At 47.2% G+C, this 24,518-nt stretch carries 14 protein-coding genes; 10 read left to right on the forward strand and 4 right to left on the reverse strand.

Translation table 11 applies throughout. The features are described 5' to 3' along the window. Positions 1-284: 284 nt before the first annotated feature. Entirely contained in the window at positions 285-11,216 is a 10,932-nt protein-coding gene (locus GS601_RS08590) for a Calx-beta domain-containing protein (RefSeq protein ID WP_162422871.1), read from the reverse strand. Positions 11,217-11,537: 321 nt separating this feature from the next. On the opposite strand from GS601_RS08590, the gene GS601_RS08595 reads away from it, so the two are divergent. From GS601_RS08595 to GS601_RS23135, 10 genes are all read left to right on the forward strand, one after another. After that, positions 11,538-12,167 (forward strand): Uma2 family endonuclease, encoded by a 630-nt coding sequence (locus GS601_RS08595; RefSeq protein WP_162422872.1) that lies wholly within the window; start codon positions 11,538-11,540, stop codon positions 12,165-12,167. Between the two features lie 402 nt (positions 12,168-12,569). After that, positions 12,570-13,613: a helix-turn-helix transcriptional regulator gene (locus GS601_RS08600; RefSeq protein ID WP_162422873.1), complete on the forward strand. Its 1,044-nt coding sequence runs from the start codon at positions 12,570-12,572 to the stop codon at positions 13,611-13,613. A gap of 174 nt (positions 13,614-13,787) precedes the next feature. Further along, entirely contained in the window at positions 13,788-16,394 is a 2,607-nt protein-coding gene (locus GS601_RS08605) for a TonB-dependent siderophore receptor (protein ID WP_238393159.1), read from the forward strand. A gap of 48 nt (positions 16,395-16,442) precedes the next feature. Continuing rightward, positions 16,443-17,441: an iron-siderophore ABC transporter substrate-binding protein gene (locus GS601_RS08610; RefSeq protein ID WP_162422874.1), complete on the forward strand. Its 999-nt coding sequence runs from the start codon at positions 16,443-16,445 to the stop codon at positions 17,439-17,441. 5 nt (positions 17,442-17,446) lie between these two features. Beyond that, entirely contained in the window at positions 17,447-17,839 is a 393-nt protein-coding gene (locus GS601_RS08615; protein WP_162422875.1) for a DUF1636 domain-containing protein, read from the forward strand. 117 nt (positions 17,840-17,956) lie between these two features. After that, positions 17,957-18,946 carry an AraC family transcriptional regulator gene (locus GS601_RS08620; RefSeq protein WP_162422876.1) on the forward strand — a complete coding sequence of 330 codons (990 nt, stop codon included), beginning with the start codon at positions 17,957-17,959 and terminating at the stop codon, positions 18,944-18,946. Positions 18,947-19,259: 313 nt separating this feature from the next. Beyond that, the gene (locus tag GS601_RS08625) at positions 19,260-21,677 is read left to right on the forward strand and encodes a TonB-dependent siderophore receptor (protein WP_202924966.1); all 2,418 of its coding nucleotides are present in this window, start codon (positions 19,260-19,262) and stop codon (positions 21,675-21,677) included. After that, positions 21,665-22,675 (forward strand): ABC transporter substrate-binding protein, encoded by a 1,011-nt coding sequence (locus GS601_RS08630; RefSeq protein ID WP_202924967.1) that lies wholly within the window; start codon positions 21,665-21,667, stop codon positions 22,673-22,675. Before GS601_RS08625 ends, GS601_RS08630 begins: the two co-directional genes overlap by 13 nt. Positions 22,676-22,857: 182 nt before the next feature. Beyond that, the gene (locus GS601_RS08635) at positions 22,858-23,115 is read left to right on the forward strand and encodes a hypothetical protein (protein ID WP_162422878.1); all 258 of its coding nucleotides are present in this window, start codon (positions 22,858-22,860) and stop codon (positions 23,113-23,115) included. A 3-nt stretch (positions 23,116-23,118) separates the two neighbouring features. Then, entirely contained in the window at positions 23,119-23,373 is a 255-nt protein-coding gene (locus tag GS601_RS23135) for a PIN domain-containing protein (RefSeq protein WP_238393160.1), read from the forward strand. A gap of 223 nt (positions 23,374-23,596) precedes the next feature. On the opposite strand, the gene GS601_RS08645 is transcribed toward GS601_RS23135, so the two are convergent. Genes GS601_RS08645 through GS601_RS08655 form a run of 3 tightly spaced genes read right to left on the reverse strand, consistent with a single transcriptional unit; the run spans position 23,597 to position 24,370 of the window. Next, positions 23,597-23,854 (reverse strand): BrnA antitoxin family protein, encoded by a 258-nt coding sequence (locus tag GS601_RS08645; RefSeq protein ID WP_162422879.1) that lies wholly within the window; start codon positions 23,852-23,854, stop codon positions 23,597-23,599. Then, positions 23,829-24,113: a BrnT family toxin gene (locus GS601_RS08650; RefSeq protein WP_162422880.1), complete on the reverse strand. Its 285-nt coding sequence runs from the start codon at positions 24,111-24,113 to the stop codon at positions 23,829-23,831. Before GS601_RS08650 ends, GS601_RS08645 begins: the two co-directional genes overlap by 26 nt. 29 nt (positions 24,114-24,142) lie before the next feature. Beyond that, complete coding sequence (locus tag GS601_RS08655; RefSeq protein WP_202924968.1) at positions 24,143-24,370, reverse strand: hypothetical protein; 228 nt, start codon at positions 24,368-24,370, stop codon at positions 24,143-24,145. Positions 24,371-24,518 lie beyond the last annotated feature (148 nt).

A 24,518-nucleotide genomic window follows, 5' to 3' on the forward strand; every position in this document is an offset into this window, starting at 1 on the left:
CAAGCCTCTCCCCTAATTCCCTTCTATATTTTATTCAGCCTTTTCTGTTTCCTGACGCTTCTTGAAGATTGTTCTGCCCATTGTCTTTGACCCAAGCGTGATGGGGCTTTTTTAGAACCTAATGGCTTTTTCAAGCGGGGTGCGAAACGAACAGTTCTGCCTACCTTAATACCCTGAATCGCCTTCTGCACCTTGGTCACAAGGCAAGGAAACCATGGTCTAGCTGCCTGGTTCTAGCTAACCTCAGATAGTCCTCACGCCACATTCGTAACCAATCGATCTGTCTAACGGGTGTGTTTAAAGTCGTCTACTGCCTCGATTTTCCAATTATTATTAACATAAGTTGGTAGATAAACATCGATGCCAAACTCCGTTCCATGCAGAAACCAGATGACATTTTCTCCAGTTTGGTTGTTGCGCCACAAAAGGTCTGTCAAGCCATCTCCACCAAAGTCACGTACGGCATGAATGTCCCAACTCCGATCTGAAACGGTGGGCAAGTATCGATCAAACTGAAACTGAGTATCATTCATAACCCAAATTACGGTTTCTCCAGTTCGCTCGTTGAGCCAGAGCAAGTCGGGTTGGTTATCTATATTAAAGTCTCCAATGCCTTTGATTCTCCATTCATTGGAGACAGTTTGCAAAGACACAGAACTATTGTACTTAAACCCGTCCATCAACCAGATATCCGTTTGACCCGTGCGGTGATTGCGCCAGACAATATCGGGTTTGCGATCGCGGTTAAAGTCGCTCACACCTACAATTTTCCAATCTAGGTCAGATACTTGCATGAGATAGTGACTATCAACCCGATTCCCTTTATCCATGTTCCATAGGGCAATTTCTCCGGTGCGGTGGTTGCGCCAGAGCAGATCGAGGCTGCCATCTCCATCAAAGTCGGCGGCGGCGGCGGCAACCCACTGGGGATCGGGGAGTTGGGTGCTGAAACTGCTCCCGTAGGGTGCGCCATTTTTCATTAAGGAGATATCCATGTGCCCACTGCGAACCTGACGCCAGACGAGATCTGCTTCTCCATCGCCATCGAAGTCACCGGTAAGATCGATCACCCAATCGAGGTCGCTGACGGTGACAAAAGGAACAGCACGATCGTAGAGGGTGGTATTGAGTTGCCAGGTCATCGATTCTCCGGTCTGGTCGTTATGGAACAGAATTTCTTGAGCGCGATCGCGGTTAAAGTCGCCCACAAAGACACTGTTCCAATTGAGATCTGGGATAACGGGTAGTCTCAACCCTACGCCAAAGTTAGTGCGGTTCATGTACCAAATCACATTTTCTCCGGTGAGGTAGTTGCGCCAGAGAATATCAACATTGCGATCGCTGTTGAAGTCGGCGAGTCGTTCTACTTCCCAACCGCGATCTGTGACCGGCTTGATCCAATAGTCGCGCTCAAACTTAAAGTTACTAGTTTGCCAAATGACATTCTCGCTCGTGTTAGTGTTGCGCCAGAGAATATCGAGGAAACTATCGCCTGTAAAGTCTCCTACTCCTTCGATTGTCCACGATAAATCTGCCACCGTTGGCAACACGAACGACGCCTGATGTTGGGTATTTTGCATTTGCCAGAGATGATTTTCTCCGGTCGTGTCGTTGCGCCAGAGAATATCAGTGTCCCCATCGTTGTCGAAGTCACCAAATTGCTGCATCTTCCAACTCTGATCGGGCACGGTGAGGAAGTAAGCATCGTTCACGAAGGTACTGCCATCCATGAGCCAAATCACATTTTCCCCGGTTTTGGTGTTGCGCCAGATGATATCTGCCTTGCGATCGCGGTTAAAATCTGCTGCGCCCACGATGCTCCAACTCAAGCCTGGAACGATGGGTAACGTCACATCCTGAGCGAGTTTCCCCCCCTGCATGATCCACACTTTGACAGCACTTGTGAGCACGTTTTGCCAGACGATATCGTCATCTCCATCAGCATCGAGGTCAGTTGTGGCTCGAATGCGCCAGCCCGCCTCTGCCATGATGGGTAAGTTGGTGCTAGCAGCATACGTGGTGTTGTTGAGATACCAAATGGTATTTTCGCCAGTCTGTGCATTGCGCCAAACAATATCAGTTTTGCTATCGCGATCAATTTGAGCACCGGGAGCAGTATCATCGTTTTCAATGATGGCATCTACCAAGTCTGACCCTGCTGCGATCGTGGCATTGGTCGGATTGCTGAGTTTGAACTGGAACGTTTCGTTGGCTTCGGGTCGCGTGTCACCCAATACATTAACGGCAACGGTCTTCTTCAGTTCGCCTGGGGCAAAGGTGAGCGTGCCAGCGATGGGGGTGTAGTCATTGTCGGCGACGGTGGCTTGTCCATCGGCGGTGGTGTATGCCACAGTAATCGGCAAGGGGCTTGCCTGCGACAAACTGACCTCAAAGACATAAGGAATAATTCCGCTATTTCCTTCTTTCTGGCTGGTGGGCGCGCTAACTTGAAGTTGTGGCACCGGATCGTCATTTCTAATGGTGCCAGTGGCGCTTAAGGTAGAGCCTGAAGGCGGCAAGAGTGCGTTACTCGGATTGCTCAACTCGACGGTGAAGGTTTCATCGAGTTCGTATTCCGTGTCACCAATGATTTGTACCGCGATCGTTTTGGTTTGCTCTAGGGGGGCAAAGGTCAAAACGCCGGTGCTGCGAATATAGTCACTAGTGTTTGCGGTTCCAGGCTGGCTGTCATACTGGACGGTCACAGTTTCGCTGCTAGGATTGGATAGCTCAACGGTGAACAGCAGAGGGGTGGTGGCACTGTTGCCCTCGAAAGCGGCGGCATTTTGAATACTCAACGTTGGGCGAAAATCGTCTGCCAGAATGGTGCCAATTCCCTGATTGGGCACAGTGGACAGGTCTGCATTCTTGGGATTTTTGAGGCTGACGCTGAAGGTTTCGGTTGGTTCATAGATGCGATCGCCCACGACTTTAACTGTGATGAACTGCCTTAGAGGTGCGCCCGGAGCGAAGGTCAGCGTTCCGGTTGATCTTTGATAGTCGCCATCATCCAGGCGAGCCGTTCCATCTAGAGTGTCGTAATCCACCTCTACCCCATCGGCGGTGGGGTTAGAGAGATCCACCGCAAAGACAAAATCTTTGAGTCCGGTGTTGCCTTCGGTTAGCGCGATCGCATTGATGCTGAGCGTTGGTTTAGCGTCGTCGTTGATGATGACGCCTGTGGCTTGACGTGCGATCGTAGAGAGTTGAGCATTGGTCGGATTGGCTAACGTGACGTTAAAGGTTTCGCTTGGCTCAAACTTGTTGTCACCATTAACCAAAACAATCACATCTTTTTCAATTTCGTTGGGTGCAAACGTTAGCGTTGTGGTTGCAATTCCTGTATAGTCTGCGTCATCAGTTCTAGCAGTGCCGTTGCTCGTTGCGTATTGCACTGTTACTGGAATAGTGGTTGCTTGGGATAGTCTAATTTTGAATGTGAGTGCTGTTGTGGTTCCAGCGTTGCCTTCGTTGCCGCTAGCATCATCAATACTGATGGTGGGAAAGGGAGGTGCGTCGTCATTCACAATGATGCCTTGAACATCGGTTGCGCTGACTGGCAAACTAGCATTGATCGGGTTGCTAAGTCTCAAAATAAAGTCTTCGTCTGGCTCAACCTCCGTATCTCCTGTGGCTAAAACGGTGATGGTTTTCTTCTGCTCTCCTGGGTTGAAGGTGAGGGTTCCAGCCGTGGAAAGGTAGTCTACATCAGCCGTTGCGGTTCCAGGAATTGTTGTGTAACTGACGGTAACAATGTCGCTACTGGGGTTCGAGAGATTGACCTCAAATACAAAGGGCGTGGTGCCACTGTTGCCTTCATTTTGAGATTGGCGACCACTCAGAGAAAAGGTCGGCTGGCTGTCATCGTTGGTCAGAATGCCATCGGCTTGGCTCACTGAAATATCTGCATTCACAACCGACTGCTCTAACAGTTTAACGATGAATTTTTCTGTCGGTTCAAATTTGGTGTCTCCGATCGTTTGAACGGTAATTTGCTGTTGCAGAAGCCCGCCCGGATTAAAGATGAGCCGCCCAGATTTGGCGATGTAGTCTCCATCGGCAATAGTTGCACTATCGTCTTGGGTCGTATAATCGACCGTGATTACTTCTGTGCTGCCATTGGATAGGGAGACAGTGAAGACATAATCTTGAGTGCCGCTATTGCCTTCGCCCTTGGTGACGCCACTAATTCCCAGGGTTGGTCTAAGGTCGTCGTTTTTAATAGTTCCGGTTGCGATCGCGTTTAAAATCGTGGCGTTGGTTGGCGTGGTGAGCGTAACTTTGAAGTCTTCGTTGGGTTCTAATGTGGTGTCTCCATTGACAAAAACCGTGACCTGTTTCGAGGTTTCGCCCGGTGCAAAGGTGATGGATGCATTCGACACTGGAACATAGTCACTGTCACTTACCGTGGCTGAGCCATCGCTAGTTGAATAGAAAACCGTGATCGGATCGGTGCTTGCGCTGGATAGGTTTACCGTAAACGTTAGCGCCGTTTGACCCGAATTTCCTTCATCAATACTGGCATCGAGAATGCTGATCGTAGGAGGGTTATCGTCGTTTTGAATAATTCCAATGGCGGTATCGGTCTTGAGAGTGGCGCTACTACTGGCATTGCTGAGTTTAACTAAATACGATTCGTCCGGTTCACGATCTTCATCTCCTTTAACATTAACGATAATGGTTTGTGTTGTTTCGCCAGGATTAAACGTTACCGTACCAGATGTTGCTTCAAAATCATTATCTTCAAGCGTTGCGTTTGCACCTTGGATCAGATTGCCATTTATAGCATCATAGTTGACCGTAATCACTTGATCGCTTGGGTTGGATAACACAACTTCAAACGTGTTGGGATTGACCGTGCCAATTCCACCCTCTAAAGAATTTGTTGTTGTGTTGCTGATGGTGATTTCTGGTAGTGGATCATCGTTTTGAATGGTTGCAATAGCGTTAATACCATTCCCATTCGCTAAGGTCGCATTGGCTGCGTTTGTGAGTTTAATCGAAAAAGTTTCGTTCGGTTCGTGCTTGCGATCGCCCAACACAGTCACCGCGATCGTTTTCTCTGTTTCACCCGCCGCAAAAGTCAGGGTTTGATTAGTCTGAGCGGTGTAGTCTTCCCCTGCGATCGCAGTTCCATCTTCGGTGGCGTAGGTAACGGTGACCTCTCTATCTGTTGGATTGGAGAGCGAGACGAGGAAGTTGAACGGATTAGGCACGTCACCTTCGATCTTGTTGGGCGCAACAATTTGAAGAGTTGGCTGTAGGTCGTCGTTTTTGATCGTTGCAACAGCGCTGCCTTGCCCGATTGAAATAGCCCCATTCGTCGGATCGCTTAAAATGACGCTGAACTGTTCATCGTTTTCAAAGGTGCGATCGCCTTTTACTTTCACGAAAAATGTTTGCAGTGTTGTATTAGGCGCAAAGGTTAGCGTTCCCGTGGTTGGCTCATAGTCATTGTCAGATGCTTTTGCTGTGCCATCCTCAGTTCTATAGTTCACCGTGACAACTTCACCACTTGGTTTATCTAAATTCACGGTGAAGGTGTAATCCGTCGTTGTGCCTTCTGTTCCTTCATTGAGTTCGCTAAGGGTACTGATGCTGATGATCGATCCTTGATCATCATTTTTAATGGTGCCTGTTGCACTTGTTGTGCTAATTGAGGCATTACTACTCGCATTACTCAACGTGACGAAAAAGGTTTCGTCTTGCTCAAATTTTGTATCTCCAATACCGTTGATGGTAACGATCTTTGAGGTTTCTCCGGGGGCAAAAGTCAGCGTTTGTGATGCCGGTGTATAATCGCTATCGCTGGCTTTGGCACTGCCATCTGTTGTGGCATAAGTCACTGTTACGGGATCGCTCGTAGGGTTAGACAGGCTGACTTCAAACTGATAATCTGTTGTGCCTGAGTCACCTTCAGTTACGGTTGGCGATGTGATATTTGCGATCGCAATAGTCGGCGGATTATCATCATCTAAAATTGTTGCGATCGCGCTCGTCTCTGTGCCCAATACTCCATTGACTGCATTGCTAAGAGTCACCCTAAATGTTTCGTTTGGCTCATTGACGTTATCACCCTTCGCATTAACCGTAACGGTTTTCACGGTTTCGCCTGGTGCAAACGTGATCTCTTGATTGACTGCATCATAATCATTCGTGTTAGAGGCTGTGATGTCCTCTGTATTGACCTGCACCGATACGGTCTGACTGCTCGCCTGATCTAGCGTGATGGTGAATGTGTAGGATGTTGTTGTTCCTTCTGCGCCTTCTAATTGCTCTAAGGTTGTGGGGCTAATCGTGATGTTTGGCACTGCAATCACACGAGCATTCGAGAATTCAGACGTGTTGCCATTCGCATCTGTAACAGTGGCGGTGATGAACTGTCCGATGGCAAGGGCTTCAGGATGGGTGTAATTTACGATCGCTTGTCCGGCATTATCGGTGGTGATGGTGGTTGCGCCTAAAAAGCGTTGCCCCTCTCCAAACCCTGAGGAATCCGCTAAGTTGCTGCTAAAAAACTCGACCCGAAACGTAGAACTTGCTGCCCCGTCAAACGTGCCTGCGATCGCAGTATTGGTCTCGGAGGGTGCGGCGATCGTCAGCACTGCTGTATTTTGAAGTCCGTTTGCGCCTGTGTCGATGTCTCCTGCATCATTTGCGGTCACGCCATCGTTGCCCAAATCAATACCCAAGCCAGCGTTGAGAAAAATAGCGTTTTGTTGAATTCGGTTTCCGGTAGCACTCCCTTCGATGGTGATTCCTGAGCCTTGATTGTTGGCAATAATGTTTGCGCTTCCGTTGGTTGTTCCACCGATTGTGTTGTTACTAGAATTGAGACTAATGCCGTTTAGAGCGTTGCCAAAATTGCTATCGCCAGCCGCATCTGTTCCGATATAGTTTCCTTGGACAACAGTGTTAGTGCCTTCTAATCGAATTCCATGTTGCGAAAATCGATTGATGATTAATCCTTTCACTGTACTGTTATCTGCTTTGATCGTTAATCCATTGGCGTTACCTGCACCTTCACCGTTGAGTTCAATGATCGGAGTTGCGATGTATCCCGCTTGCGTTGTACCGTCAATGATTACCGCGTCCAAGAGGTCTGGAAGGGCAGATGCTAGAGAAATTGTTCTAACGTCAGATCCTGGAATTTGAAAGCTAATCGTATCTTCGCCACTAAACGCATTGGCATTAAGAATGGCTTGTCTGAGCGATCCTTCACCGCTATCGTTGGTGCTTGTTACTACCGTGTCATTCGCTTCAATGATGACCGTATCTGTGTTGGCGATCGCGGAGACGGCATAGGTTGGGTCGCTTGCTAGCGTGAGCGTCACAAACTCGGCAGCTTCTGCCTGAATGTCATCTTGCGGGGTGAGGGTTAAGGTTACAACCCCTACGGCATCTGGCATTGTGATGATCAGGTCGCTGCCGCTGATGGTGAATGATCCGGCATCAAGGGTTGGGGTGAAGTCTGCGATCGCGCCTAGGGTTGCTGCGATCGTCGCGGTGCTGGTTGGGTCAATTTTTAGCGCAATCGTGAGTGCACCCTCTGTGCGGCTGCGACGAATCTCATAGGTTGGGGCGGTTGCTGCCCCTGATTCGGCAACGCTTTTGTTGGCTGCTACCAAACTGACGACGGTGGTAAGTGTTGAGCCAAAAACATCGGGTTTGCCGTTGAGGTCAGAACTAGTGAGGTTGATGGCTTGGCTGGCAAAGGCAAGATAACTGCCGCTGCGATTGATGACCGGATTAAACGATGCCCCGTTGCCGCCTGCGCTGATCCAAAGGGTTGAAGCGGTGCTTAAGTCTCGAACGAAGACATCTTGGCTGCCATTGGTGTCGCCGCTGACCAGATTGGTGGAGTAGCTGCTAAATCCAACAAAGCGCCCATTGCTGCTAATCACCGGGTCAGAAGAACCTGTTCCTGGTGAGCCAGATGCGCCATTGCTCGTGCCAGTTTCGCTACTTCCTTGGGAGGTAATACTAACAATCTGAGTTGTGTTGTCATTGAGATTGCGAACAAACACATCCTCAGCATTATTCAAATCGTCGCTAACGAGATCACTAAATGTACTGCTAAACGCAACAAATTGACCATTGCCGCTCACAACGGGCTTGAATGCGCCAAAGCGGTTAATTAGTTCGCCGCCGCCTATGCTATAAGCATTGTCTTTGCTAACGCTGACTAACGTTGTTGTGTTGTTGGTCAAGTTTCGAGCAAAGATATCTTGCCCACCATTGTTGTCTGTTCCACCGCCTAAGTTAGTGGCTAGGCTAGCAAAGGCAATAATTTGCCCATCGCTGCTGATGCTCGGTGCAAAAGAGTCGCCATTACTGGCTGTGCCTTCACTCGATTGGCTAACCACTGCGATCGCATTAGTCGAGCGGTTCCAAACAAACACGTCTTTTTTGCTGTTAATATCGTTTCCGGTTAAATCCGAAGCACTGCTGGCAAACGCAACATACCCACCATCATCACTAATAACAGGGCTGTCAGAGTCTGCATTTCCTCCGTCATTACCATTGATATGGCTGACTAAAATCGTTGTATCTGTTGCACTATTCCAGATGAAAATATTTTGTTTATTGTTGGTGCTGCCACTTGTTAAGTTTTGCGCTACGCTAACAAACGCAACGTATAGCCCATCTGCGCTCAATACAGGGTTGAGGGATGCACCATCTGCTGATGCTGTGCTGTTGTGGGCATGGCTGACCAACACCATTCTATTTTCTTGTCGATCATACCAAAAGATATCGCTGGCATTGTTACTATCATTGGCAACAATATCTGATGCGGTACTGCTAAAGACAATATATCGACCATTTGCACTAATTTGGGGGCTGGTAGATATGCCGTTAGCGCTGCCGGTTTCTGCTTGGTTGCGGCTGATCAGGGTGGTCTGATTGGTTTGGCGATCGCGCAAAAAGACATCTTGCGCTGCGTTAACATCATTTGCCGCGAGTTCAGGCGCGGTGCTGGTAAAGACTATATATCGCCCGTCTTCGCTTACCGACGAGCCAAAACTGGTGTCAGAATCACCGCTTCCCGTTCTAGAGTTTCCCAGCCCTCCGGTGTTGCGGCGGGTGGCAAGCACTGCATTTCCAGAGGCAACTACGACGCCGGTGATGAATACGTCTTCTACTGCATTGCCATCGTTGGCAATCAAGTCGGTAGCTGCACTGTTAAATACAACAAAGTTTCCATCTTCACTGATGACAGGCGCGATCGCAGTTGGAAAGCCGGTAATGCTGGTACTTCCCGACGTATCGTTTCCTACCGTGCCCTCCGGAGTGCGGCTAATTAAGTGCGTTACGTTTGTGGTAATATCTCGAACAAACACATCAGGTTTGTTGTTGGTGTCGTTGGCGACTAAATTGGTAGCGCTGCTAATAAAGCTGACTTGCTTACCGTTATAGCTCAGGGTGGCAAAGTCAGATTCGCTGTCCCCAGTGACCCCAGAGGAACTACGGTTGACCAAGAAGGTCTTGCCTTGCTCAAGGTCTCGAACAAACACATCTTTTTTGCCGTTGGTGTCTCCCCCATCTAAATCGCTGGCGGTGCTAGTAAAGGCGACGTGAGTTCCAAGGACATTAAGCACAGGTCTAAATGAGCCATCGCCAAAAGCAGGGTTGAGCGTTGTCCCGCTTTGACCCAGGTCATTAACGCTGACCAATTGAATTATTCCTGTGGTTGGGTTGCTTGTCGAACGAGTCCAGACAAACACATCTTGGAGGTTGTTTGTATCGTTTGCGCCTGTGAGTGGGTTGTTGCTCACAAATGCGACGCGATCGCCCCCAATGCTAATCGAGAGTGACCCGCTCACATTTGCGCCTGATGTAAGGGCAAGCAATACGCTGTCATCTACTGAAGGATTACTAGGACGCTTCCATAGAAACACATCTGAACTTGAGTTTGAATCTGGATCGTTAGGAATTAGGTTGCCTGACGTGCTGGTAAAGGCGACGTACCCTCCATCGCTACTCAACACCGCAGCACTCACGCCGCCTTCTCCAACTCCAGTTTTGGCTGCATCGCGGTCTACCAAAATGACTTTGTTATCTGTTCTTGTCCATAGGTAAGCATCTCGCTGAGTGTTTCCATCGCGTGGATCAAGATTTGTGGCTTGGCTGAGGAATAAAATAGTGTCTCCATCGGCACTGATGGACTGGCTAGAGGAATTGCGATTTCCGCTCAGACCTAACGGGTTGCGGCTAACCAGTGTGGTGACATCATTTTGTCGATCCCACACAAAAATGTTTTGTCGGTTTTCGCTATTTTGAATATCACCAGAGACCAGATCACTAGCATTACTAATAAACGTAACAAAGTCTCCGTTGCTGCTGATGACTGCATTGCTTGAGGCTCCTTTTGCACTGAATGTCTTGTTAAATTTATAACTAATGAGCTTGATCGAATTATTAGTGCGATCGAATAAGAACACATCAGATAAGCCGTTTATGTCATTGTCTACAAGATTGTTGGCGCTACTGGTAAAAACAACAAACCTGCCATCAGAACTGACACTATTTGCACCGCTAGATCCACCAACACTATCGCTAAACAGCGTTGGATCGGAAACTGAAATTAGATCAACGGATAAAACGCCACGGTAGGCATCTAGTGCCTCTGGTTGAAATGCGATCGCAGTCCCAATCTCTCCGGTATTGACTTCTAATATCCAGTTGCCGCCTTGCTCTACATCACCCGTCAGGTCACTGGATGCAGCGATATCCGCTCCGGTGAAGTAACTCAATTGCCCCAAAAAGGCTTGCCCTTGCTCTCCCTGAGCCACATCGCACCCATACAGCAAAATGTCGGCATCCTCGGTGAGGGCGGCTGACCAACTTCTAAACTGTGTGGCATAGCGGCTCATAGTTGCGCTGGTGAGCCAGCTATTGCCCAGTTGCAGCCCTCCTGCTTCTCCGTGAGAAACGATGTGCAAACTAGAAATGCCGTGACGCCCAAGCAGCGTTTGGGTAATTTGTTCGACGGCATCTTGGGCTGAACTGAGAACATGAATCTCGGTTCCTGTCTGGATGCCTGCGATCAACTGCTGATAGTTTTCAACCCCTGCATCAATGAATAACAGAGAAGCGGTGCTAGAGCGCAACGGCTGAAGCGTGAAGGGTGCGGTTTCTCTTGCAGTGCGTTCGGCATCAGCCGTATCCAGGGCATACGGCTGACGACTCCAGACAGATGACCCGGAAAATTCCATGGGGCGTGCTCCTAAGAAAGAGATGGAGAGTACAGGCTTTTAGTAAGATTTGCTACCTAACTGCCGTAAATATTTTGCCCAAAGAACCTCTTTCTGCGTACATTTTCAGGTATGAATACGTAGATTCTCTTAAGGTTTTATGTAGTTGTTTTATGAGAAAATCGAAAATCCTAAGAGAAATTACAGAAGAAAATTTCTCTATGATCATTTAGGGCATTTTGCAGCGGGGTTTAAGCGGCAGTTTGACATTACCCCCAGCCAATGTTGGGCGGGTTTAGTATCGAGAATGCCTAAAGCGCCAGATCTCTAGGGGAGGCACAGATGACAACATTGCTGATTCAAACTGAGCACATTCTGCTAACGGTCAGCTTCCCTGCGCTAGAGCAGATGACACCTGAGCAATTTTATCAATTTTGCCAAGCCAATCGGGATTTACGCATTGAGCGAACGGCGCAGGGAGAAGTCATGATTATGCCACCTGCTTTTTCGGATACAGGTAATCGAAACGTGAAGATTAGTCAGCAAGTGGCTAACTGGGCAGCACAAGATGAAACAGGCGAAGCCTTTGACTCTAGTACCGGGTTTACCCTGCCCAATGGCGCAATGCGATCGCCCGATACCTCTTGGATTCGCCTAGAGCGATGGAATGCGCTCACCGACGAGCAAAAAGCATCATTTGCGCCAATTTGCCCTGATTTTGTGATCGAGTTGTGGTCTGCCAGTGATGCATTAAGCAGGCTACAAGCCAAGATGCAGGGATATAGCAAGGATGGCGCTGTTTTAGAATTCTTAATCGATCTCAGAGAGATATCTGCTGAAGCAGATCGCAAAAATGTTACGGTTCACGTCTATCGTCCCGGTCGAACCCCTGAAATTTTGGAGAACCCTGAAGCGGTAAGTGGTGATCCCGAATTACCAGGGTTTAGGCTGCGAATGGCAAAGATTTGCTAAGGCATAGCCGCCGCGCTCAACTCATACTTCAACTTATTTCAACTTATATAGTCCAGCCCGTTACTTAGATCCATACTCAAATTCCTACTTGAGAGCATAGAAATGTCTAACCTTTCCTAAAGGCCACTATCTGGGTTTGGTTTACCTGCGCTCTGCCTTTTGAATTTAAGATTGAGAATTAATTGCATTTACAGTATGGTTTGAACGAGTACGGAAGTCATACCAAATTGATTTTCCACTGCGACAGATCCTCGACCCCCCTGCCTACGGCATCCCCCCTGGGTCAGGAGGGACTTTCCGGCTCCTCTCCTGAATAAGGAGGATTGGGAGAGATCGCACATCTGTAGCATTTACAGATTAATTTAGTATCACTCGTCAGATTACTGCTCTCGCCTAAACACAATGACCATTACCCTTTCGCAGCAAGACTATTGGGATCTCGTTTACTCAATGGACGAAACGGATGCTCTTTCAAATCAACACGAGCAACAGCCTGAAAGCCAAAAAACTGATAGCCAATCAGCCGATCATGACACGACTTGGAGATCTCACAATCCGCTTAGGAAAGGCTATTATCGGGAAATTCAAATCCGCGATGGATTAGACCTCGCGATCGCAGATGAGTGTTTTCACACCGATTTGATCATTACTAGCTGCGATCGCGATCATCCCCTGGAACTAAACTACACCCTGGTCGGCGTAGAATCCTCGAATCTGAACTCTACCCATGCAGGACAACACGCCTTCTATGGTAGCGGCATGGCTCCTGGTGAAGCTCTAAACGTGGTTGCAAATCAGCGTAGCCTTTGCATCAGCATTCACATTGAGCCAGCACTTTTCTGTCAATGGGCAGCGGGTTCTCCTGAGCAACTTCCCGATCAGATCCGCCATTGGGTGAAACCATCTGATCAAATCTATTACATCCAGGTGAGCAAGACTACAACAGCCATGCAGACTGCCCTCCAGCAGATTTTACAGTGCCCGTTTCAGGGGTTAACCCAACGCCTCTATTTAGAGAGCAAAGTGTGGGAATTGATGGCATTACAACTTGCCCACACCTTAGAGCCAGAGGGTGCCAATCCGAAGGCTAAACCGCTTAAACCTGAGGATGTAGAGCGAATTCACTATGCTAAAGAAGTGCTGGTGGCGCGCCTCGATCAACCCCCTTCGTTAATTGAGTTAGCCCGGTTAGTGGGGATTAACGATTGCAAGCTAAAGGTTGGGTTTCGGCAGGTGTTTGGCACAACAGTGTTTAGCTATTTGCACGACTGTCGCATGACGCGATCGCGCCAGTTGTTAGACGCAGGTGAGTTGACGGTTGCTGAAGCGGCAAAGGCAGTTGGGTTTGCCAACCGCAGCCATTTTGCGATCGCGTTTCGTAAAAAATTTGGGGTCAATCCCAGAACCTATCGTCAAGAAATGCTGAACTCGTGCAGAGTCGGTTGAGCCAAAAAACTCCGACTACCGTTCAAAAAACTCCGTTCACCGTTCACCGCGATCGCCCAAACTGCTTCTCTCTCTGATAATCTTCTTGAGAATAATTCTGATCTAAACATCAGTGTCAACCATTCCGAAAGTTAATGGTTGAGGGGTAGTAGGTTGTTAATGGTGTGTGGAGCAATGATATATCACGTACAGCGATTGATGTTTTTGGCGGGGATGATCGTGCTGCTGATCTCTCCATCTGTTGGGGCAGAAACAAAGGGGGCTGAGGTCAGCGAAACAGTGGAAATGGGCAGACGTGAAAGGAACCCCCGTCCTTCATCGGTTAAGGTTGCGCCTCCTGCCGCTCTCAACCCTCCTAGTGCTAACATTTCTACCCTAAAAGACTGGGAGCAACCTGCAACCAGTGTCAAGCAGTGGGTGTCGCAGATCCAAGCGCAGCAGAACACCCAGGCATTCGTTCAAATTACAGGAGTGCAGGTCAATCCCTCCGAACGGGGTTTAGAGGTCGTGCTGCAAACCACTGACAATTTGGCAACGCCTGCAACTTCAGTCGTTGGTAATGCTCTCGTTGCTGATATTCCCAATGCAGTGCTGGCACTGCCTAATGGCAATGAGTTTCGGGCAACCCAACCGTTTGAAGGCATTGACAGTGTAACGGTGACTCAGGTGAATGCAACCAGCGTTCGGGTGAGTGTGACGGGGAACAATGCGACTCCAACCGCAGATGTCACCCTGAGGGTCGGTGAGTTGGCTTATCGCCTTAACCCAGACGATGGGGAGCTAGATGAGGAAATTGTAGTCACGGGCGAGCAGAGCGACGGCTACAACCCTTCCAACTCTAGTACGGCTACAGGGATCGATACGCCGCTCCGCGATATCCCTCTGTCGATTCAGGTCGTCCCGCAAGAAGTTATTGAAGACCGTAACGTTACCGAATTAGGAACTGCATTAGAAACTGTAGGGGGTGTTGTTTCCTCTGGTGGCAGAGGCACAAGCGTTTTTGGACCAGGGTTTCTAGTTCGAGGCTTTAGAGCCGGTGAGAGCGTTTTTCGAGACGGGATTAGTTACTTCTCGTTAGCCCCTTTAAGTACAAACGATATCGAAAGCGTTGAGGTGCTAAAAGGTCCTGCCTCAGTGCTGTTTGGTCAAGGAGAACCGGGTGGCATTATCAATCTGGTTTCTAAGAAGCCATTACGTGAGCCGTTTTATTCGGCATCTTTTAGCGCCGGAAGTTTTAGTACGTACCGAGGCGATGTAGACCTTTCTGGGCCTTTGAATGACTCTAAGGCAGTGAGGTATCGCTTAAACCTATCCTATGAAAACTACGGGAGCTTCCGCGACTTTGTGGATGGAGAACGATTTATTGCTTCTCCTAGCCTGACTTGGGATATTGGTGAAAACACCTCAATTAATTTTTACGGTCAATATTCTACTAACCGGGAAACCATAGATGAAGGGATAGTCGCCTTTGGAAATGGCATCGCTAATCTCCCTCGCGATCGCTTTTTAGGAGAAGATTTTGGTGAATTTAAACAACAGCAGTTTAATCTGGGCTATCGATTAGATCATAGGTTTAGCGAGAATTTGTCTGTCAGGCATGCGCTGCAATATACCCAATACAAGCCTGAACGATTTGCACCTTTGTTTGATTCGCTGGATGAAGACACGGGGGAACTCTCTCGTTTTGAATATTTTGCTGGTGGCACTTACCGTCGATTCTTTACCAACGCCGAGGTGATTGGTAAATTTAGTACGGGTTCGATTCAGCACCAAATTTTATTTGGAACTGAATATCGTCGCGATACAGAAAGTCCGAGCTTCCAGTTCAGCAATCTCTATGCGCCAATCAATATTTTCAACCCCGTTTATACCAGAGTTCCCTTCGCAATTGCTCCAGAATTTTTCCGGGATGACAAGGTGAATACGATCGGGATTTACCTCCAAGATCAAATCGAGCTATTACCCAACCTGAAAGTATTGGCAGGAATTCGTTACGATTATGTCGATCAATTCCGTACCACACAAAACTTAGGCGAAGCAAGAGAAGAATTTGAGCTAACAGACAGTGCTTTCACGCCCCGATTTGGCATCGTTTATCAACCGATTCAACCGATATCCCTTTATGCCTCTTACACGACCTCGTTTAACCCATCGTTTGGGACAAATCGTAATGATGATGGTTCGACCTTTGAACCCGAAACAGGGCGGCAGTTTGAAGTTGGCGTGAAAGCAGACTTGGCGGAGCAACTTAGTCTGACGTTTGCCGCTTTCGATATTCGCAAACAAAATGTAACGACGCCCGATCCTGGGAATCCTGCTTTCTCTCTTCAAACCGGAGAAGTCACTAGTCGTGGGATTGAACTCGGTTTAGGGGGAGAAGTATTGCCAGGCTGGAACATCACCGCCGCCTATACCTACCTCGATGCCTTTGTTAGTGAAGATAATACAGACATTGTTGGTAATAAGCTGGCGAATGTCCCTGAAAATCAGGTGAGCCTTTGGACGACCTACGAAATTCAACAAGGCAATCTGAGAGGATTTGGATTGGGTTTAGGATTCTTTTTTGTGGGTGAACGCCCAGGGAATCTGGATAATACGTTTACGGTGCCTAGCTATTTCCGCACTGATGCGGCACTCTTCTACCGACGTGATAATTGGCGTGCCCAGTTGAACATCCAAAACCTGTTCAATATTGCCTATTTCTCTTCGTCGGATGAGTTTCTGGGAGTTATTCCTGGTGCGCCGTTTAGCGTAATAGGAAAAATTTCTGTGGATTTTTAAGGGGCTAATATCGTTTACGGTGGAATCGGCAACTTGGCAAGAAGGTTTATGACTCGACAACGCTTTCGCGGGCTGATCTTGACGACACTGCTCCTGTTTACCCTAGGGCTAACGGTGGCATGTCGCTCTGGGTCTAACTCAGTTGTTCAAACGACGTGCTATCAGGTAAAACACGCCGCAGGAACTAGCTGTGTGCCTAACACAATTGAACGGCTCGTCACGTTGGATGGTGTCTCGCTTGAATATGCGATCGCACTTGGACTTAAACCTGTAGGTGCTGCGTGGAACGAAGGTTTTTCATCCCACCTGCAAGATCAGTTAGCGAATGTCGAGAATATTGGGCAAGCAGGCGAACCAAATTTAGAACGGGTGCTTGCCCTGAAACCCGATTTGATTTTGGGTCTCGACTCTCAGCAAACGCTCTATGCTCAAGCTTCGCAAATTGCGCCAACGGTGCTGCTGAAATTTGAGCACAGTGGACAGTGGAAAGACGTGTTTCAGACATTTAGCAAAGCCCTCAATCGAGACGCGATCGCGCAACAGGTGATGGCTAACTATAACCGTCGCCTGCAAGACTTTAAGAACCGCCCACGGGCAAAGGCAACCCCTGCAAACAAACCGCTTCCCTCACCCCCTGAAGTTTCGGTGGTGCGAATCTATCCAGACAGCATCAATCTCTATCTTCGCGATTCATTTTGCGGCACAATTTTACAGGATGCGGGACTCGCTCGACCTGCTGCCCAAGATATTGGTGCCTCAGAAGCAAAGAGCCTATTTGATAACCAAATTCAAGTTTCAATTAGTCTAGAGCGGATCGATCAAGCCGATGGGGATATTATGTTTATCTGGACATCCGAGAATACAACTCAAGGGAATCAAACCACCCAGAAAAAATTGGCAGAACTGCGGTCAAATTCCCTTTGGCAAAGCTTAAATGCGACGCAACAAGAGCGAGTTTATTTTGTGCCTAGCTACTGGATTGGCAGTGGCCCGATCGCAGCAAATGCGGTGATTGATGATCTGTTCAACTACATCAAGGAACAATAATTTCAATGGCGAATCATATTCTAGTTGTGTGTGAGCATTGCGGATTTTCAGCCGATCAAGATCAGCATGAAGGACTATCTGGTGGGACTCATTTGCTCAAGCAATTGATGCCATTGTACGAGAACTGGTCAAGGAAATCAGAACTTGACATTCAAACAGTGGGGTGTTTGTGTGCGTGCGAGCGCCCCTGCGCGATCGCACTTGCCGGAACTGCTAAAATCACCTACCTGTTTGGTGATTTGCCCCCGCTAAACTGTGCCGCTGATCTGCTCACCTTGAGCGAACTCTACATCGACAGTGAAGACGGCTATATTTTGCCAGCCCATCTACCCAAATTGCTCAGATCGCGGCGATTTGCCCGGATTCCACCTGCACCAGGGGCGAGTGCTCTTGCTTAATAGGAGGCTGATCGTGCTCCTTTGAGCCAATTTCGCCAGTCTCTTCTTGCAATCTGTCTAATAATCAAAGTATTAATAACTAAGAATTATTTTCAATAGTTAGGGGATAAGGAAATCATGGCGATCGCCCTCTCTCAATCTGATTACTGGTCACTGTTTCGTGAAACTGAGCCAACTGACCCGGAGCCGGATTCATTCGATATCACGCGGAGTTATCCAGCTACGTTGGGGCAGGGTTATTACCGAGAAATTCATCTGCGGAATGGTTTAGAACTGGCGATCGCGAACTATCAGCTTCACCAAGATGTGATTGTCGAAGTTCCCGAACGAGAGCATCCCCTGGAATACGAATTCACAGTGGTTCAAGAGCATCTTAATCAACAAACTTGTTTTAGTTCGGAGCATTACTTTTTTTCAGGGAGTGGCTTAGCTGACAGCAACATCTGTGAATGGTTGGCAGGATGGCAGGTCTTAGATGTGAGCTTTCACCTAGAGCCAGATCTATTTTGCACCTGGATGGGCGATCGCTTAGAGCAAACTTCAGCGCAGGTGAAACAACTGGTGAAAGCCCTTAATCAAGCTCGTTATACGCATGATTCTACTCCTACAGTGGCGATGCAAGCGGCGCTGCAACAAATTTTGCACTGTCCCTATACAGGCATCACGCAGCAAATCTATCTCGAAAGTAAGGTCTGGGAACTGATGGCGTTGCACCTTGAGCAGATGTTGCAAGAATCGCCCTACGACCCTCCTAGTCGGGCACTCAAGCCAGAAGACATTGACCGGATACATCATGCTAAGGAGATTCTGGCACAGCGGCTTAACGATCCACCGTCGCTCAACGCTTTAGCCCGTCAGGTTGGACTGAATGAATTCACGCTCAAGCAAGGATTCCGTCAGGTCTTTGGGACAACAGTATTCGGCTGTTCGCATCATTATCGAATGGAACGTGCTAGAGAATTGCTAGCGGCTGGAAGTCTAAATGTGACGGAAGTTGCCCGTGAAGTTGGGTTTACGAATCGGGGCTACTTTGCGGCTGCCTTTCGGAAGAAGTTTGGCGTGAATCCGAAAGCCTATTCGCTGGTCGTAAATCAAGAGGTTGGCTAAAAATTCCTGATCGAGATCAAAAAATTCCCGATTGGGATCAAAGCGATCTTCCGCTCTACTGCGTTTCCCGGTATCTTCTTGAGAGTAATTATGATTAAGTCTTTCAAGTGGTGTGTGGCAGATGAGCAGAGTTCAGTTTTATAGATGGTCGGTTGTTCTGGTCAGTAGCCTTGTAAGTGGGTTGGTGTTGCCAGGAGGGGCTGAGGAGAGATCCCCCCTAACCCCCCTTAAAAAGGTGGGAACCGAACAACGGCTTGAAGTCCCCCTTCTCAAGGGGGATTTAGGGGGATCAAAACCTACGGATCAAGCAACTATGTCTCATCTCCGCCCTCGCCCTGCCACTACCGTCAAAGAGTGGGTCGCTCAAATCGAAGCGGCTACTGTGCAGATCACAGGGGTAACGCTCAACCGCACGGACACGGGACTGGAAATTGTGCTGCAAACCGCAGAGGGCAAACCGCTACAAGTCGATGCTACAAAGTTTCGCACGGAAGGCACTTCTCTGATTGCCGATATTCCCAATGCGGTGTTGGCGTTACCGACTGGGCAAGAATTTGTTGCCGATAATCCCGTTGCAGATGTGACAACAATTCGGATTGCACAACAGGATGCCAATACGATTCGAGTCAGTGTGACGGGGAATAATGCGCTGCCTAAATCAGAGGTGACGTTGAAAGCGGGTGGGTTAGCATATAGTCTTAACCCGGATGCAGATGAGCCGGATGAGGAAATTGTCGCGACCGGGGAAAGACGGGAAACCTATCGGGTGCCGAATGCGAGTACTGCAACACGAACGGATACACCATTGCGCGATATACCCCAATCAATTCAGGTAGTACCTGAAGCTGTACTGCGCGATCAAAATGTTGTCCATTTGGAAGAGGTGCTTAGAAATGTTCCTAGTGGCAACCAAATTTCGCCTTCGACACAGTCTGACAGCATAACCAGTCTGCGAGGTTTTCCAATCTTTCCTTTGGGTGGCAATTTCCTTAGAAATGGTCTAAGAGAACGATTGGGCGCAGTACCAGTTATTTTTACTAATATTGACAGGATTGAATTTCTTCAAGGTCCGGCTTCAGTGCTGTTTGGGCCAGGTAACCCAGGTGGAACCATCAACTTAATAACGAAACAACCGTTGCGCGAACCTTTCTACTCTCTTGATGCCACAATTGGCAGCTTTGATTTTTATCAGGTTGCAGCCGATTTGTCCGGTCCATTGAATGATTCCAGGAACGTTTTATATCGACTCAATGCATCTTACCTGGACAGAAATAGCTTCATTGATATTTTTGAGGAGAATCAGTTCTTTGTTGCTCCCGTATTAAGCTGGGCGATTGGGGATAGCACTAAGTTAACGATAGAAGGCGATTATACAGACTCACAAACTTCATATGTTCCGGGTCTGCCAGCAGTCGGCACTGTATTACCTAACCCAAATGGTCGCATCCCTCGCAATCGGTATCTTGGAGAACCTGATACTGCCTTAAACACTACTATAGCTAGAATTGGATATAGTCTGGAGCATCAGTTCAGCAACGACTGGTCATTAAAAAATGCATTTCGGTTTAGTTCACTGCGATTGGACGAAGTCTCTATTAATCCTGACAGCCTTGAACCGAACAATCGAACGTTAAATCGTTTTAGTCGATTTACGGACATCGAAAATGATGCTTATGAGTTGGCATTAGACCTGACAGGTAATTTCTCAACGGGTTCGATTGAGCATCAACTAATCTTAGGAGCCAATTTAGGTCGTACATACTTTGATATTAGAGACTCCTTTGGATCGGTTGCCCCAATTGATTTATTCAATCCTGTGTATGGACAGCCCTTTGAGACGCCTCCGCTTACTAGAATCAATACCTTTATAAGAAAGGATTTAGGTATTTATGTCCAAGATCAGGTCACTCTGTTAGAGAATCTTAAGTTGCTACTGGGTGTACGGTTTGATATTTTTGATCAAACCGATCGATTTTTTCGAGCAAGTACAGGAATTACTGAATCAAACAATCAATCTGGTAGTGCATTCAGTCCCCGTGTAGGCATTGTTTATCAGCCGATTAGACCAATTTCACTTTATGCTAGTTATACTAGCTCATTTGTTCCGGTTATTGGCGTAGCCTTCGATGGTAGCGAGTTTCAACCAGAGCGGGGCACTCAGTATGAGGTTGGAATCAAGGCGGATGTGAATGATCGGCTTTCGACAACCCTTGCTTTTTACAACCTGACAAGATCTAATGCTTTAACGTCTGATCCAGACAATCAAGGATTTTCTATTCAAACAGGTGAACAGCGTAGCCGAGGGGTTGAACTCAACGTCGCAGGTGAAATTCTGCCAGGATGGAACATCACTGCAGGTTATGCCTACACCAATGCCCGAATCACTAGAGACAATGATCTTCCTGTAGGCAATCGCTTAGATAATGTACCTGAAAACTCCTTCAACTTATGGACAACTTATCAAATTCAACAAGGTACCTTACGAGGTTTAGGGTTTGGCTTAGGATTATTTTATGTAGGTGAGCGCCAAGCAAATTTAGATAATACATTTTCTCTGCCCAGTTACCTTCGGACAGATGCGACAATTTTTTACCAGCGCGATCGTTTGCGTGCTTCCCTCAATTTCCAAAATCTGTTTAATGTAGATTACTTTCAGTCTTCCTACGGGGAGTTAGAGGTTTTTCCTGGTGAACCATTTACAGTACAAGGCAAAATCTCGTGGGAGTTTTAAGCGGCAAGGTGACGCAAATGAAGATATTTCAACGCCGTATTACCTGTCTATTTCTACTAGGAATCGTAGTTTGCTTAGTTATTGGGGCTTGTGCCAGAAGTGTTAACCATCCCGTCAAGAAATCAGAACAAGCAGCACCAGAGTGTCGAGTTGTAAAGCATGTAATGGGTGAAACTTGTATTCCTCATAGCCCCAAACGGGTTGTTACTATTTCTCACTTCGCTCTGGCTAATGCACTTATCTTAGGCATTAAACCAATTGGTAGCACTTCAGCTTCAAGTTATCCACAGGATATTTTCCCGCCATATTTAAGAGAAGAAGTAGGAGCAATACCAGTATTAGGTAGTCAGGGTACGCCCAATTTAGAAAAAATATCACTACTCAGGTCTGATTTGATTATCAGTTGGGATGTTGTTCGTAGCATTTACCCACTTCTCTCTCAAATTAGTCCTACGATAATATTTCATTTTGGAGGAATTCCATATTGGAAAGATTTTTTTAATCTCATGGCTGAAGCATTAGAAAAGCAAGATGTTGCACAAAAAGCATGGGATAGATACTACCAACGAATTGAAGAGCTTAAGTTAGCCTTGAAAGATCGATATGTAAATAAAACAATATCCGTTATTACTCTTACTGAAGAGGACAGTTTGCAAGTTTGGAGTAGAAATTCATTTGCAGGTTCTATCCTTAATGATGTTGGACTAAAACGCCCAAAATCACAAGATATTGATACGCCTGATGGCTTAGTTTACTATCCACTTTCAGAGGAAAAGTTAGGGGAAATAGATGCTGATGTTTTATTTATTCAAGCGCGTGAAAATGTGACCGTTGAAGCATTTCAGAAGTGGCAAAAAGACCCTCTCTGGCAATCGCTCAAGGCTGTTCAGCAACATCAGGTTTATGTTGTAGATGTTTATGCCTGGATTGGATCAAATTTGATTGCCGCTGACGCTGTAATTGACGATCTGTTCAAACACTTGGTTGATGAGCAATAACTTGCCAATTCCTAGCGCTAATGCTAATAACCGATCTTAATTCAATCTGATTATCGCTTTTGCTCTACTGTGTCCAAAGTCAATGGGCAAGATCCAATTGGCTTAGTATGGCGTTACGATCGCTGAGATATACTGAACATGATGGTTTTGGAGGGAAGATGAAAACGATAGAAACCACTGCTATGGTTAACGCTGAGGGAAAGCTACTGATTGAACTCGTGTCAGACCTGCCACCCGGAACCCATCAAGTCATCCTCGTGATTGATGAAACGTTGACACTTCCAGCAGAGCCAACCGTGAAGGAGCCTAAAACGCAATCAGAAACGCCCAAAACCGCTTGGGAAACTTTACGCGCCCATGCTGGCACGGTAGAAATGCCAGAAGATTGGTCCAAAGAGCATGATCACTACCTCTATGGAACTGCCAAGCGAGAGTCATGATCAATGAGTACAGCGCGCTTGTTTCTTGACACCGTTTTTATTCAAGCCCTCTACAACTCCCGCGATCAGTTCCATGCCAAAGCCCTAGCTTTGTTGTCTCAAGTTGAAGTTGCAGCAGAGGTATGGGTTACAGAAGCAATTTTAGTTGAAGTTGGCAATGGGCTAGGCACAGTGAATCGACCAGGGGCAATCGAGTTTATCCAGTTATGTTACCAAACTCCCAACATTTATGTAGTAGCGTTGATACGACATTACTGAAACGGGCTTTACAGCTTTATACCGCTCGTGCTGATAAAACCTGGGGTTTAACTGACTGTATTTCGTTTGTAGTTATGCAAGACCAAAAACTAACCGAAGCAATTACTGCTGATCAGCACTTTGTACAAGCAGGCTATCGAGCATTGTTGCTGATAAATGCTTGACTATCAATTATCACAGGTCGGGTAGACGATTGGAGTGAGTTGCCATGCCAAATCAACGGTTATTTGTTTAGTTTGATTTGATGCTCAACATACGATCGCAGTACCGAATTCATTAAAGACTGATATCCTTTCCCTTGCCCCTTAAACCAATCTAAAACATCCTTGTCAAGCCGCAGAGAAATTGATTTTTTAGTTGTTGGTCTGACGATCTTAGCTTCTTTCCAAAAATCCGCATCTAACTCTGGAATCTCAGACAGATCAATTTCCGAATCAGGGATTGATTGTAGTTCTTCAAGTCTCTCTGGTGAGATAGTCATAGTATTCCTTCCGTTCCTTTCGAGTAGCAAGTCGAGCCGAAATAATCCGAATTACATCATTTCTCTCAGTATGGACAACAACAATAATCACAACCCCTTGAATTGCGCCGATGCTAATTTCCCGTGTTTCGCCGTAATCAAAGCGCTCATCAAGTCGAGTAAAAACAATTCCATCAAAAATAGCTCGAGCTTCTTCAAAGCAAATTCCATGTTTTCTAAAGTTTTGCCGATCTTTGTCATCGTCCCATTCAAACAGCATCAGGGCGTATATACAATTTGTAGCTACATCTAGGATATAATATTCTGGGATTGCTGGCGTACAGCCTTAATTTCAGCCCTGATGTCATCATCGGGTGATTGGTTATAGAATTCTTGGATTAAAGCTGTTAAATCTGAACGTAACCCTGCTTGAACTAAGGCTCTAGCAACCTGTGCCTGTTCATCTGGCTGCAATTGTTGTACGGTTGCGATCAGTTGTTCCACAGAAATAGAAATTGATATCATGTTCGTACCCATAATCAAGCCTTCCTAATTTTAGTGCGAATCATCGAGATCACGATTGGTCACTGTTGCACAAAACAAAGCTACCTCCTCCTAATTTTTTAATCGAATGCTAACCAATCTTTCCACCCAACCCGATTGCCGCTTTTGTTCCACTGTTTCT

The organism is Myxacorys almedinensis A (assembly GCF_010091945.1).
GTDB classification, from domain to species: Bacteria; Cyanobacteriota; Cyanobacteriia; order Leptolyngbyales; family Leptolyngbyaceae; genus Myxacorys; species Myxacorys almedinensis.